General features: G+C 54.3%; 10 protein-coding genes and 2 pseudogenes. 8 read left to right on the top strand and 4 right to left on the bottom strand.

Annotated elements, in window-relative coordinates:
- Positions 1–30 precede the first annotated feature (30 nt).
- From uxuA to AC2FLG_RS07255, 7 genes and pseudogenes are all read left to right on the top strand, one after another.
- Entirely contained in the window at positions 31–1,266 is a 1,236-nt protein-coding gene (gene uxuA, locus AC2FLG_RS07285; protein WP_496705644.1) for a mannonate dehydratase, read from the top strand.
- Positions 1,267–1,413: 147 nt separating this feature from the next.
- Positions 1,414–1,635, top strand: a pseudogene (locus AC2FLG_RS07280) (hypothetical protein); the annotation flags it as partial.
- 88 nt (positions 1,636–1,723) lie between these two features.
- A complete protein-coding gene (locus tag AC2FLG_RS07275) occupies positions 1,724–2,638 on the top strand; it encodes a TRAP transporter large permease (protein WP_496705642.1) in 915 nt (304 codons plus the stop codon).
- A 389-nt stretch (positions 2,639–3,027) separates the two neighbouring features.
- A complete protein-coding gene (locus AC2FLG_RS07270) occupies positions 3,028–5,055 on the top strand; it encodes an oxidoreductase (RefSeq protein ID WP_496692015.1) in 2,028 nt (675 codons plus the stop codon).
- Between the two features lie 478 nt (positions 5,056–5,533).
- Complete coding sequence (locus AC2FLG_RS07265) at positions 5,534–6,559, top strand: ABC transporter substrate-binding protein (protein WP_142637631.1); 1,026 nt, start codon at positions 5,534–5,536, stop codon at positions 6,557–6,559.
- Complete coding sequence (locus AC2FLG_RS07260; protein WP_142637633.1) at positions 6,560–8,776, top strand: ABC transporter permease; 2,217 nt, start codon at positions 6,560–6,562, stop codon at positions 8,774–8,776.
- Positions 8,773–9,846, top strand: coding sequence for an ABC transporter ATP-binding protein (locus AC2FLG_RS07255; RefSeq protein ID WP_496705640.1), 1,074 nt, complete (start codon positions 8,773–8,775; stop codon positions 9,844–9,846). Before AC2FLG_RS07260 ends, AC2FLG_RS07255 begins: the two co-directional genes overlap by 4 nt.
- 575 nt (positions 9,847–10,421) lie before the next feature.
- Here the strand turns inward: AC2FLG_RS07255 and AC2FLG_RS07250 are convergent.
- From AC2FLG_RS07250 to AC2FLG_RS07235, 4 genes and pseudogenes are all read right to left on the bottom strand, one after another.
- On the bottom strand, positions 10,422–11,213 hold the full coding sequence (locus AC2FLG_RS07250; protein ID WP_496705639.1) for an inositol monophosphatase family protein: 792 nt from the start codon (positions 11,211–11,213) through the stop codon (positions 10,422–10,424).
- Positions 11,214–11,484: 271 nt separating this feature from the next.
- Positions 11,485–11,595: pseudogene (locus AC2FLG_RS07245) on the bottom strand (integrase); the annotation flags it as partial.
- 67 nt (positions 11,596–11,662) lie between these two features.
- Positions 11,663–12,010 (bottom strand): cupredoxin domain-containing protein, encoded by a 348-nt coding sequence (locus tag AC2FLG_RS07240; protein WP_496705637.1) that lies wholly within the window; start codon positions 12,008–12,010, stop codon positions 11,663–11,665.
- Positions 12,010–12,534 (bottom strand): DUF4142 domain-containing protein, encoded by a 525-nt coding sequence (locus AC2FLG_RS07235; RefSeq protein ID WP_496705635.1) that lies wholly within the window; start codon positions 12,532–12,534, stop codon positions 12,010–12,012. The genes AC2FLG_RS07240 and AC2FLG_RS07235 overlap by 1 nt, the downstream gene beginning before the upstream one ends.
- A 139-nt stretch (positions 12,535–12,673) precedes the next feature.
- Between AC2FLG_RS07235 and AC2FLG_RS07230 the strand changes: the two genes are divergently transcribed.
- Positions 12,674–13,627 (top strand): AraC family transcriptional regulator, encoded by a 954-nt coding sequence (locus AC2FLG_RS07230; RefSeq protein WP_496705633.1) that lies wholly within the window; start codon positions 12,674–12,676, stop codon positions 13,625–13,627.
- Positions 13,628–13,657 lie beyond the last annotated feature (30 nt).

Here is a 13,657-nt window from a genome sequence, read left to right as displayed (position 1 = left end):
GATACGTCTTGATCAAGGAGTAGCAAGATCATGAAACAGACTTGGCGCTGGTTTGGCCCTTCTGATGCGATCTCCATTGGCGAAATCAGGCAAACCGGTGCAACCGGCATCGTCTCAGCCTTGCACCATGTTCCAACAGGAGAGGTTTGGTCAGTCGAGCACATCAAAGAGCGGCAGCAACAGATTGAGCAGCCCGGAGGCGTTCCATCTGGATTGACCTGGGACGTTGTTGAAAGCGTTCCGGTGACCGAAGCGATCAAATCGCAAACCGGCCCGGTAAGGCAACACCTTGAAATGTACAAGGAAAGCCTACGTAATTTGGCCGAATGTGGCATTCACACAGTCTGCTACAACTTCATGCCAGTGCTGGATTGGACGCGCACAGACCTGAGCCATCCGCTGCCACATGGTGGGCACGCAATGCGGTTTGATCTCTTGGATTTTGTCATGTTCGATTGTTTCATCCTATGCAGGCAACGCGCGGAGCAAGATTATTCAGCGGTGATCATAGAAGCCGCACGTGCCCGGTTTGCAGATCTGGGTGATGGAGATCGCCTGAAACTGTCGAACAATATCGTCGCTGGTTTGCCGGGGGCGAACGACAATTGGTCTCTTGAGGACGTGAAACGAAACCTCGACGCATATGTTGGCGTGACGCCCGAAACCCTCCGCTCCAACCTGGTTGATTTCCTTTCCGAGGTTGTTCCAACGGCCGAAGGCCTCGGCGTCCGGCTCTGTTGCCATCCGGATGACCCACCTTTTCCACTGCTTGGGCTTCCACGGGTCATGTCGTCGCAAAGTGATTACGCGACCGTGTTGGATGCCGTTGACAGCCCGGCAAACGGAGCAACGCTATGCACCGGGTCATTGGGTGTTGCCGAAGACTTCGACCCAGTATCCTTCATTGCTCAGCACGGCCATCGGATCCACTTTGTACATCTTCGCAATACCGTGCGGGACGGTTCAAGCGACCGCAATCGCCATAGTTTTTCCGAGTCTGAACATTTGGCAGGAGACACAGATATGGTTGCAACAATTCGCGCCTTGATGGTCGAAGAAACGCGGCGCCGCAATCAGGGGCGATCAGATTATGAGATTCCCATGCGCCCGGACCATGGCCACGCTTTGCTGAACGATCTCACTCGTCCTTCCCAGCCCGGCTACCCGCTCATAGGCAGAATGCGCGGCCTCGCCGAACTGCGCGGTGTTATGCACGGTTGCACTTTGATTTCACCTGGGTCCGATGCCAATATTCGCGGCATTTAAGCGAGCGTCTGCTCCTCCGGACAGATCAGACCTTTTGCCGGGCTTGATGATACCAGTATGTGATCAGAAGACGACAGCAACCTATCTGCAGAAGCCCGCTGTGTGCGCAGTGCGTAAATTCAGTCCCTGATCCTTGCTGCACTCTGCATGAATGGCGGCTTTTCCCGCTGCCCGACAGCACCATACTTTACGCTACCGCAGCATTTCCCACGCCGCGAGCGCACGCAGCATGAAAACCGGACTCACAAAATGGGTTCATCGCTGACGTTCTCTGCATACACGATCAATGGCTGCTATTGGGCAATTAAGGACCTTTACGATGCAGCAAATGCAATGGTCGGCCATTTGCGTGGTGGACTTGGGGTCGCCACGATCCTCTCCTGCACCATATTCGCAGCCATTTCCGGTTCGTCTGTAGCCACAGCACTTAACTATTGGCTCGACCGCTATCCCGTAGATGAAGCGCTTCAACTACAGCCCCAGCTATTCCTACGGTGTGATTGCAGCGGGCGGTACGCTCGGGATTCTAATTCCTCCCTCTGGGCCTCTTATTCTCTATGCCATTGTAACCGAGGCCTCGATCGGAGCTCTTTTCCCAGCCGGGTTGGTGCCGGGTATCATGATGGCTGTCATATTCGCGGTTTGGGCGATGGTCAGCGCTGGGTTTGGGGGCACGGCTGTCTCTCAACCATTTGCAGGTATGGGCGTTATTTGGTCACGTATGAGACAGTCGATCTGGGCCTTATTGATGCCACCGGTGGTTTTGGGCGGAATCTACCTCGGAGTATTTACGGCTACTGAAGCAGCTTCTATTGGCTGCCTTTACGCGCTGTTCATCAGTGTAGTTGTTTACCGCAATTTCGGTCTGAACGACCCTTGGGTGACTGCGTTTGAAACAGTGCGCACAACGGCGATGCTGTTCATGATCCTGGCTGCTGCGGCGCTGTTTGGTCACGCCGTAACCATTATTCGCCTGCCCATAAAGATCGTCGAACAAGTGACGGCAATGGGCCTCAGCCCCGCCATGTTTGTCGTAGCTGTTATGCTGCTCATTCTGGTGCTGGGCATGTTTTTGGAGACCATCTCGATCATCCTGATCACGACGCCAATCGTTTTTCCTGTCATGCTGGCATTGGGGATCGATCCAATTTGGTACGGCATCCTGCTAATGATCAACCTCGAACTTGCGCTGATCACACCTCCCGTGGGGATGAATCTCTTCGTCATCAAGGGCATTGCCAAAGCCCCTTTGTACGAGGTCATTCGCGGCGCCTTGCCATATGCAGCGCTAATGCTGCTGGGCCTGATCCTCGTCTTTGCATTCCCACCTTTGTCCACGTGGCTTCCCGAGGCGGCGGGGTTCGGCGGCTAAGCAACGCGTTCATGAAACTCCTTGAGTATTACCCTTTTCATCCTTAACGCCATATCTCAATAGGATTGGACCCCATGGTTAGGGCTCGTTTGAGACACTAACCGTATACTTTCTGGGTCAGAAATGCCCGACGTTTAGGTCAGAATTGAATGACGTGATCCTCCGACTCATTGAGGTTTTGGCTGTCAATTGAGTCAAAGGTCAGTGACGTTCCACCTTTCTTGGTCTGGTCGTCATTTTGTGGATCAGTGTCGGAAACAGTGAACTCTCTCCCCGTATTTCCCAAGTAGCATAGCTTTGACAGCGAACGTTGTCAGTCACAGAAGCTGTCAAACGGGCCCGACCCGGAGCTGTTTTTAGACCGGTGTCATTACCGAAGGGAGTTGATCATGGCGAAACTACTTGATCCGTTTCAGCTCAAGCACCTGACGCTGCGCAACCGTATCGTCAGCACCTCTCACGCGCCCAATTACGTCGAAGATGGTCATCCGCGAGACCGTTACAGGCTGTATCACGAAGAAAAGGCCAAGGGTGGCGTCGCCCTGACAATGATCGGAGGATCGACAAATATCGCTGCCGACAGCCCCTCGGTATTCGGCCAGCTTTATGCCGGCGACGACAGTATCGTTCCCTGGTTTCGGAAGCTCACGGATGGCGTGCATCTGCATGGGGCCGCTATCATGTGTCAAATCACTCATATGGGACGCCGCACTGCTTGGGATGATGGGCATTGGTTGCCGGTTATTGCCCCGTCCGGCGTTCGCGAACGCGCGCACCGCGCCTTTCCCAAAGCAATGGAACAAGAGGACATTGAACGAGTGATCGGCGATTATGCCGCTGCGGCGCGACGTTGTCAGCGGGGCGGGTTCGATGGGATCGAGCTTCTGTCCCACTCGCATTTGCTGGGCCAGTTTCTGTCTCCACTCACCAACCAACGCGACGATGCCTTTGGTGGAACGTTGAAGAACCGCATGCGCCTGACCCTGCAGGTATTGGATGCGGTGCGCGCAGAGGTCGGTCCGAAGTTCATACTGTCCATGCGCATCACCGGCGATGAGTTGATTGAGGGCGGGCTGAGCGCCGAGGACTGCATTGCCGCCGCCCGGATGCTGGAAGATAGTGGCCATGTCGACCTGCTCAACATCCTGGTCGGGGCACCCTACGATGACCTTGGCCTTGCTGAATGGGTGCGTCCTATGGGTCTGCCAGCCGCTCCGCATATTACTGTGGCCGGACGCATCCGCGAAGCCGTCAACCTGCCGATTCTGCATGCAGGCGGCATCGCAGACATTGCAACGGCTCGCCACGCGGTTACAGGCGGCCATGTCGATCTGGTCGGCATGACGCGCGCCCAAATGGCTGATCCTTATTTGGTGGCAAAACTGGCACGCGGGGAAGAGGATCGTATCCGTACCTGTGTTGGCCTCGGGTATTGCGTGGACCGGGTCAATCAGGGCAAGCCCGCGGTGTGCGGACACAATGCCGCCACCGGGCGGGAGCAAACTTTACCCCATGTCATTCCTGCCAGCCGCACCCGAAGGAAGGTGGTTGTCGTCGGCGGCGGACCTGGCGGGCTGGAGGCAGCGCGGGTCAGTGCCTTGCGCGGTCACGATGTGGTTTTGTTCGAGGCGTCAGATCGGCTGGGGGGGCAGCTTGTTTTGGCAGCCAAGGGCGGGACACGCAGGCAGATATGGGGTGTTGCCGATTGGTTGATTTCCGAGGTTACCACCCTTGGTGTTGATCTTCGCATGAATACCTATGTCGAGGCCGGTGACGTGCTTAGAGAAGCCCCGGAATTAGTCATTGTTGCTACCGGAGGATGGCCCGAGCCAGTATCCATTCCGGGCGGCGATCTGGCGCTCTCCAGTTGGGAGGTTCTGTCAGGAGAAGCGCGTGTCTCGGGCGAAGTTCTATTGTTCGACGAGATTGGAGACCATCCCGCGGCAGTCACTGCCGACATGTTGGCAGGCGCTGGCCACAGCGTCGAACTTGTGACCCCCGACCGGGCGATTCTGCATGACCTTGGCCCAACGACCTCTGCCGTTGCTTTGCGCGATCTGGCAGCCAACGGGGTGACCTTTACCTGCCTCCACGAACTCCGTGCTCTAAGCCAAGAGGGAAACCGGGTGTGCGCCAGCCTGCGCAATGTCTTGACCGGTGATATCACCAAGCGTCTTGTCGACCACGTGGTTGTCGAGCAAGGTCTAATCCCGACGGACGCGCTCTATCACGATCTAAAGCCAAGTTCGCGAAACCTTGGGCAGGTTGATCACAAGGCGCTGATCAATGGTTCATTCCCGTTCAGGGAAGACGAGCCGGATGGCCAGTTCTATCTGGCCCGAATTGGTGACGCGATCGCAGGCCGCAATATGCACGCCGCGATTCTCGACGCTATGCGTATTTGCTGTTCAGCCTGAGCTGCGCTTCGAGCATTTTTCATCAGTTGCGGCGAAGGCAAAGCTGTACCTCGGCCCGCATCGAAAAACCTTCAGGAAAGCAGAAGTTCGCAGCACTCGCACAGAGACCTAGTTTGCAGACGAAAAGCAGATCTTAAGTTCGAAATACGATGCTTGCTCTACGCTGGAGGAAGCGGCCGCCTCAGCAAAGGGCTGCCTAAACAATGCGGCATCAAAATACGCTCCCGATACTCAAACTTGGTGCTGTAAACAGGCTTGGCGGTTCAATACCCAACGGTGCAAAAACCAATGCTCGTTGAATTTTCTTGCAGAACCAGCAGTACAGTGTTGAGATTGCTTCTGTCATTGGGAGGCTGGTCGGATGTTGATCTGGCCAACGCAATTAGATCAACTAGCGACTTAGAGCGACCGCCACTAGCGACGAATTGACGAGTATCGCGCTGAAAATTTCGGCACGACACATAGGGGAGGAAAGAAATTGAAAAATCTGACGACGACGCTGGCGGGATCGCTGATAGCATTTGCGGCTTCGCTAACTGCGGCCCAAGCTGAGAAGCTGACGTTTTACTGCTCGGCACAGGAAGATTGGTGTCAACTCATGGCGCGCAGTTTCGAGGATGCTACCGGCATAGACGTCAATATGACCCGCAAGTCCTCGGGCGAGACGTTTGCACAAATTCGCGCGGAAAGTTCTAACCCTAAAGGCGATGTATGGTGGGGCGGTACCGGTGATCCCCATTTGCAAGCCGCCGAAGAAGGCTTGACGATGGAGTACGTGTCGCCGATGCGTGACCAGCTTCACGACTGGGCGATCTCGCAGGCTGAAAGTGCAGGAAACAAGACCATCGGAATTTATTCAGGCGCACTCGGCTACGGCTATAACTCCGACCTCTTGGCCGCGAACAGCTTGCCCGAGCCCGCATGTTGGAAAGACTTGCTGAAGCCCGAGTATAAAGGGCACGTGCAAATGGCGAACCCGAATTCCTCGGGCACCGCTTATACGACGCTTGCCTCGATGGTTCAGATATTTGGCGAAGACGACGGCTTTGAGTTCATGAAGGGCCTACATTCGAATATCAACCAATACACCAAGTCGGGTTCAGCCCCAATCAAGGCCGCCGGCCGGGGTGAGAACACCATCGGTATCGTCTTCATGCATGATGCGGTCAAGCAGGCCGTATCAGGTTTTCCGGTCAAGGTCGTGGCCCCATGCGAGGGCACAGGCTATGAAATCGGCTCGATGTCGATCATTGATGGCGCTCGAAATGAAGAAGAAGCCAAAAAGTTCTATGACTGGGCCCTCAGCCCCGAGGCCCAGAACCTTGCGCTTGAGGTTAACGCCTTCCAGGTTCCGTCCAACAAAAATTCGGAGACCTCTGAAAGCGCACCTGACATGAGCCAGATCAAGCTTATTGACTATGACTTCAAAAAGTACGGCTCGTCTGACGAACGCAAGCGTCTCTTGCAGAAATGGGACGAAGAGGTCTCAGTACTGCCACAGTAAGTGACTGACACCACACCAAAAACGAACCACCCGGTTCTGATCTTCTGGATTGTTGCCGGGTGGGTAGGTTTCTGCCTACTGCCATGGTTCATGGTGGAGGATGGCATTTGGTCATTCGTATGGCTGGTCGATGGATATCCGTTCGATGAAGATTATGCGCCCGCCGTTTTCCTGATCGGACAGGGCGAAAAGCTGTGGCTTACGCCGCTTTTGGTCCCGCTTACCTTGCCTTTGTTGATACTCGGCAAACCGAAGTCCGATCCACAATACGCACGTATCCTGATTTTGGCTGGTGCCTTGGGTTTTGGCTGGCTGATTGCGCAAGGGTTCTCAATTGGCATTCGCGGATTCAATTTCGACTGGATGAAGGCGCTGTTCGGAGAGCCGAAAATCCGCCAGTTCGGCATGGGATACGGCGCGATGATCTGCGCCACAGCTTTCCTGTTCCTTTTAACTCAGGGTATTGCGGCGCGCGGTGCCATCAACGGCGACGTTTTCGTCGTCAGTGCAATTGGCGGCGTAATCACCATTGTTACAATTTTCGTCTTCTTTCCAATTGCGAAGATGTTGTTTGCCGCCTTCGTTACCGAAGATGGTGCCTATTCAGTTTCGGTTTTTGCCTCGAAATTCTTTGATGACCGACTTTGGGGTTTGGGCTGTTTTGCCGGTGCCAAATGCGGCGCCGCGTGGAACTCTCTGTTTCTTGCAGTTCTTGTGGGCTTCATCACGACGGCACTTGGACTATGTTTTGCACTTGTCGTCACACGGTCAGGTTTTCGTTTTAAACGCGGGATGCGCGCGCTGACAGTTTTGCCGATTATCACACCGCCCTTCGTGATTGGTCTTGCACTGATCCTGCTGTTTGGGCTTTCCGGTTCGGTCACCAAATTTGTTGCTGAGATCTTTGGTGTGCAGCCTACGCGCTGGCTTTATGGCATGCCCGGGGTGCTGATCGCTCAGACTCTGGCATTTACGCCGATCGCCTTTCTGGTTTTGATCGGGGTGGTCGAAGGGGTGTCACCTTCGATGGAAGAGGCCGCCCAAACCCTTCGAGCCAATCGTTGGCAAACATTCAAAACCGTGTCCCTGCCTCTGATGCGCCCCGGCCTGGCCAATGCCTTCCTGCTTGGGTTCATCGAATCCATGGCCGATTTTGGCAACCCGCTTGTTTTGGGCGGGAATTTCGATGTGCTGTCGACCGAGATTTTCTTCGCCATCGTCGGAGCGCAATACGATCAGGGCCGCGCTGCTGTTCTGGCCATGGTGCTCTTGTTCTTCACACTTTCCGCCTTCTATGCGCAGCGCGCGTGGCTGGGGAAAAAGAGTTATACCACCGTTTCCGGCAAGGGCGACGCGGGTGTGCACCCCTTGATGCCGCGCGGCCTTGCCATACCGGTTCTGGGCATTGCAATTGCCTGGGCAGTTTTCACTGCCGTGGTTTACGGGATGATCATCTATGGAAGTATCGTCGAACTGTGGGGCGTCGATAACTCGCTGACGTTCAAGCACTACGTCACAGCCTTTTCGGTTCGCTTCGAAGAAGAAGGTATTCGCTGGACCGGAGCCGCCTGGGACAGTTTCTGGACCACAATCACCATTGCTGCCATTGCCGCACCGTTGACGGCCGCCGTGGGGTTGGTCACTGCCTATCTGCTGACACGGCAAAGTTTTGCGGGAAAGAATGCGTTTGAGTTTGGCACGATGCTCTCTTTCGCTATTCCCGGCACGGTTATTGGCGTCAGCTATATCCTGGCATTCAACGTGCCCCCGATCGAGATCACTGGCACAGGCGTTATCCTTGTCGTCAGCTTTATCTTCCGCAATATGCCGGTTGGGGTTCGCGCGGGTATTGCGTCTATGTCACAATTAGACAAGTCGCTTGACGAGTCTTCGCTGACGCTCGGTGCAAATTCATGGCAGACTTTCAGGCGGGTAATTCTTCCTCTTTTACGGCCCGCTATCCTGGCTGCGTTGGTTTACAGTTTTGTCCGGGCAATGACGGCGATATCGGCGGTGATATTCCTTGTTTCCGCCGAGTATGACATGGCCACCAGCTACATTATCGGTCGGGTCGAAAACAACGATTACGGTCTTGCAATCGCATATTCCACAACGCTGATCTTCGTGATGTTGGCGGCAGTCGGGATGTTACAAATCCTCGTGGGCCGTGTTCAGATCGGGCGACGTACACAACTCGGGACAGAGAAAACGACATGACCGAAACGACTATAGCAAGTAAGGCCGCGCCTGTTCGTTTCGAGGGGGTTTCGAAAGTGTTCGGCAGGGATGTGGTGGCTGTCGACAGCATCGATCTACACGTCCAAGCGGGCAAACTGGTGACGCTTTTAGGCCCCTCGGGCTGCGGTAAAACGACGACGTTGCGCATGATCGCAGGACTGGAAATGGCGACCTCGGGTCGAATTCTGATCGGCGACCGAGACGTGACCAAATTACCCGCTACCGACCGTGACGTGTCGATGGTATTCCAATCCTACGCGCTTTTTCCGCATATGAGCGTGCTAGAGAACGTCATGTATGGGTTGACCTTTTCCGGCTTTGACAAGCGCGAGTCCCGATCGCGCGCGCTGCATGGGTTAGACTTGGTTGGCCTGAAGGGCTTCGACAATCGTTTGCCAAGCGAACTTTCCGGCGGGCAGCAACAGCGTGTTGCTGTCGCTCGTGCATTGGTTTTGGAGCCACAGGTTTTGCTCTTTGACGAACCTCTCTCAAACCTCGATGCGAAACTGCGTCGCCAAGTGCGCGAAGATATCCGTGCCATTCAGCAAGATCTCGGTTTGACCGTCGTCTATGTGACTCACGATCAGGAAGAAGCCCTTGCCGTTTCAGATGAGATTGTCGTCATGCGCAACGCTGCCATCGCACAGATCGGCACGCCGCGTAAACTATATGATGCGCCGGTTGACCGGTTCGTGGCCGATTTCATTGGTGAGGCTAACCTGTTCAGTTGCACTATTCTTTCCGTTAATGGCGATTTAGCCACGATCGAAATCGAGGGCTATCAACACACGCTCCCCTCTCGTGGCCTAACGCCTGGTCCCGCAACGCTGGCCGTGCGCCCGTCACGGATATTGATTGGATCTGATATCGGCATCCCGGCCAAAGTTGCCAAGGCGACCTATGTTGGCGTGCGGATGGAGTACACTCTGGCCGGTGCCTTCGGGCAGGTATTTGCTGTGCAGGACGACGTGGACGAGCCACTGGAAATCGGCTCGGAAGTCAAAATGTCTTTTGCCGAACGTGGCCCTGTTCTGTTGCCGGAAGGGTGACGTGGGTAAACTTTTAGCCGTCTCTCAACCGGAGGTAGTCCTTGAGCCAGAGAAATCAGTCACCGAATAGGGTTTGAGTGAAATTGGCCGCGCCCGAGCCGACACATTTTCACAAAGTAAGACCATATCTAGCGCGACAGATATCTGGTCCAGTGCCGAGCGAAAAGCGTCCGAAACAGACGCTATCCTTGCAAAGCCTTTGGGGCTGGTCGCGAATTCCGAGCCTGGATTGAGTGAGAACGACCGAAGCACTACCGGATCCCTTCTTCCCTCGATATTCGAGGTCCGCCGCTGACACTTTCTTCAAGGCACCCAAGTCCAGCTTCTGCAGTTGGGAAACAGCCCATGCCGCGCAACTGCGTATCGTTCGAACAGTCCTGTCAATCGTCAAAAACCACGACAGAAGAGACTTGGCCATTTTAACCCACGGCGCGGTCGGAACACTGCTTTGATGCCATCTTGCAGGGCAGAAAATCGATCGTCGGATCGTTCAACCTGGTCTGGGCCACTTCTGGCGTGCGGATATTAAAACTCTTCAACCTGAATTCGGGTCGAGCCCGATTGCCTGAACGACGTCATTCGTACCAAGCGTCGTCGCAGATCATTTTCAAGGTCTCGAACACGGCCGGTGTACCAGCGATCACGCGACCACCGTCCCGGATCATCCCGTCGGCGTCTTGATCCTCGATCTCGCCACCTGCTTCGGCAATCATCAACTGACCGGCGAGGCAATCCCAGGCGTTCATGTGCTCTTCAATGTACCCCAATAGACGTCCCGCCGCGACATAGGCCAGCGAAAGCGCACCGCTTGCATTGCGATGATAGAGAGCGCCACGTTCGATAAGGGCCGCAATCACCGGAATGACCTTTGATGCTTCGACCCGGTTCGAATAGCCAATTGAGACGGTTCCACTTGCAAGTTCCACGCTTGAGGCAACCTGCATGGCGTGTCCATTCAAAGTGGCACCTTCGCCTCGGACCGCCACGTAAGTTTCACCAACGTTTGGCTCGAAAATCACACCGACCTGCGTCTGACTGTCCGAAACGCACGCTAAGACAATCGTCCAGGCCGGAATGCCATTGACGAAGTTCGTTGTCCCATCAATCGGATCGATCACCCAGTCAAAACCGCTGGAGCCAGCTTTTTCCGCGTGTTCTTCGCCATAAATCCCATCATCGGGAAAAGAGTTCACAATCTTTTGGCGAATGAAGGTCTCGACGTTGCGATCCGCCTCGCTGACCCAGTCTTGCGCGCCTTTTTGATCAATGACCAAGGTATCTCTGGAAGCAAAATACTCTAGTGCAAGCGCACCTGCCTCTTCTGCTACCCCAACGGCGAAGTTTCTTCGTGCAATGATGTTATGCATAGGTCGGCTCACTTCCTGCTAAATGCAAAACCATCCCTAGTGGATGGGGTGTCAGAACACAAAACAGTGTTTGCCAGACAGAAATCCACTTTCTTCGAGTCGCCCGAGTTTCTGTCGAAAGAATATGCCAATTAAAGCACTCATTCACTTCCGTGCAGTGAAGTCGCATATTGCTCGTGACCATTGCCGGATTTTGAGAACGCTGCATCGCAGCACTTGAAGTTGCGATGACGGTCCGCATCGGGCTGCCTGCGAGAGCGGCCCAGAGATATTATATTTCAATGGCTTCGGAGATGGCCAAGGCATCTTCAAGTTCAACACCAAGATACCTGACCGTGCTGTCCATCTTTGTGTGCCCCAACAGAAGCTGGAAGGCGCGAAGCCCAAAGCTCCATATGCTGCGCCCTGCATCATAGTCCGCTTTCGTTCAGTCGATCCAATGAGTCAAATCACATGATCACTATTGTTCCCTTCATATGTGGATGAAACGCACAGAAATATTTTGTTTCCATACCTTTAGTAACCTCAACTTTGGCGCTGACACCGTTTGGGATCTCCCCAGTGTCCCATCCGAACTCATCTGCCGTGGCCGTATGTGGCGCCAGATCTTCATTAGTCCATTGAATGGTATCACCAACAGACACGTTCAGAAGCTTTGGCGTGAATGCAAATGCTTTGATCTTGACTTCGTGGACTACGGGTTCTGCCGCCCGGGCCCGCGTTCGGGTTAAAGCGAGAGCGGCCGCCGATGCGACCGCTCCAACCATTACGTGACGGCGTGAATGGGCTTTTCCCATCACTGCAGTGCCTCGACCATCATTTCGGCGTGACCTTCATGGGCTTTAAAGATCTCAAGGCCCTGCTCGAACAGAGCCTTCACCTCGGCATTGTCGATGTTGGGGATCATTGTGTTCTCCACCAGATCATTCACCGCCTGGTGATAGGCCAATTCATTGGCTGCATAAGCGGCATCAAACTCTGCTCCACGCAGCTTGACGAAGCCATCGATGATCTCTTCGGCATTGGCATTCAGCGTTTGGCTGAACGCATTGTCCTGCGCTGACACGCCCAGTTTTTCGAGCAGGCCCAAGGCCGCTTCGTTCACGGCAGTATGGTCGCGGATCATCGTGTTTGCGAATTCATGGATGTCGGGGTTCGACGACAAAGCCAGCGCCAGATAGGCATACCGAATGTCGATGTTATCGGCCGTATAGGCAATGTGAGCGTATTCGAGATCGCTCATCTCGGCGACGTCCTGCGCAGAGGCTTGAGCGCCAGTCATGGCAAGTGCCACAGCAAATGCGGAAATCAGTTTCTTCATTTTGGAGACTCCACTGAGTGTTACGATGGCAATAGGAGTAATCCGAACCGGGAAGTGAGATATATGCGGGAACGTTCGATTTTCTGTGCAGATCGTTCAAGCTGCTGTACAAAAACGCCAAATACTGCCATGAAAATGCATGCTTGATTTGCTTAGCGATATTCTTACGAAACTGTCTGTTCAAGGCGCGCTTTATTTTCGAACTTCGTTGACCACCCCTTGGGGGATTGAAGTTCCCAAGTTCAAAAACGTCGCCCGATTTCATTTTGCTCATAGGGGCAATTGTCTGATCGAAGTTGAAGGATATGAAAAAGTGGTGGGGCTGGAGCAGGGCGATCTGTTGATTGTTCCGCATGGCGCGTCACACAAGTTGTACTGCGCGGCTGAAACGAGAGATGCAGTTTTGCCGCTGGACACGGTCATCGAACGGTCGGGATACACTGGGACTGGGGTTCTGGTTTACGGCGGCGACGGCGATGAACGTGACACGCAACTTATCTGCGGCCATTTTTCATTCGACCCTCATGCAAAACATATACTGTTGGAACGCCTTCCACCGATCATTCACCTCAGGAATTACGGGGAATCCGCTGGAAAATGGATGGAGGCGACACTGCGCATGATCGGAGATGAGGCCGGGGGTCTTCGCCTCGGTGGCGATCTCATTGCTTTGAAGATGTCAGAAGCCATACTTGCGCAGGCCATACGTTCGTTTGTGGAAAGTGACGAATCCTCGAGGTGGGGCTTGAACGGATTCTCTGATCACCATCTGGCCCGGGCTCTTGACGCGTTTCACAAGGATCCAAGCGCATCCTGGACGATAGAAACAATGGCGCGCATTGCAGGCATGTCACGAACAAACTTTGCCGTTCAGTTTCAGAAAAAGATGGCGATGTCGCCAATGCAATACGTAACAGCTTGGCGGCTGGAGATCGCCAAACGCTGTCTTACTGACCCATCAAGTTCTGTTTCGGATGCGGCAGAACGTGCTGGATACGCATCGGATTCTGCTTTTGCACGCGTTTTCAAGAGGGAAATTGGCCTCTCACCTGCCGGCTTCCGTCGGCAAATCACGTTATCATCGGCGCAATAAACCGGACGGGATCTGTTGCGAAGTTTTAAC

The sequence above is a fragment of the Ruegeria sp. CDSA193 genome (genome assembly GCF_059611885.1).
This window is presented reverse-complemented; position numbering and strand designations above follow the sequence as displayed.